Origin of the sequence: Ilumatobacter nonamiensis YM16-303, from assembly GCF_000350145.1 — a bacterium.
In the GTDB taxonomy this organism is placed as follows: domain Bacteria; phylum Actinomycetota; class Acidimicrobiia; order Acidimicrobiales; family Ilumatobacteraceae; genus Ilumatobacter_A; species Ilumatobacter_A nonamiensis.
Genome location: NZ_BAOL01000343.1, coordinates 1 through 593, shown reverse-complemented (window position 1 = coordinate 593; position 593 = coordinate 1). Strand labels below are relative to the sequence as shown.

General features: G+C 68.3%; 1 tRNA gene and 1 pseudogene. Both read left to right on the top strand.

The annotated features are described in order from the left end of the window. Positions 1-441, top strand: a pseudogene (locus ON45_RS23345) (hypothetical protein); the annotation flags it as partial. Between the two features lie 77 nt (positions 442-518). Next, positions 519-591 (top strand) — tRNA-Ala (locus tag ON45_RS20575). The last annotated feature ends 2 nt before the right edge of the window (positions 592-593 follow it).

Sequence of the window (593 nt, the reverse complement as noted above, 5' to 3'; positions counted from 1 at the left end):
GGCGACCCGTCCGGTGGCCAGCGTCGACCCGCAGCACGCGAGCAGCGTCGTGACCGCAACGATCGCGCGGACGGTCGCTACCGCCAGCCGCGACCCGTTCGCGAGGAGCCGCGCCACTCCGACGACCACACCGCTCCGACCGGTCGCCGGTCGCACGGTGACCCCACCGGTGAGCGCCGTCGTCCTGCGGCACCTGCACAGCGATCGGCGCCGACGCCGCCCCACGGCGTCCGCAACCCTGCCAAGCAGCGTCGGTCGAACGTCTTGTTCGTGCTCGTGATCACCACGGCGTGTTCGCTGTTCCTCGCCGTCACCACGGGTGCGACGGTGATGCTGTACGGCTTCGTGCTCGCGGCGCTGGCGCTCTGCGGATACGTCTACATGCTCGCGCAGAGTCGCCAACGCGTCGCGAGTGCGGCGTACGACGACTGGCTCGACTGACCGTCCGATTGCCGGTCTGATTGCCGGCGACGTTCGGTGTGGGCGCCGAGATCGGCCCGCTACACTTCGTCGCCCTCGGGGCTATAGCTCAGTTGGTAGAGCGCATCGTTCGCAATGATGAGGTCAGGAGTTCAATTCTCCTTAGCTCCACG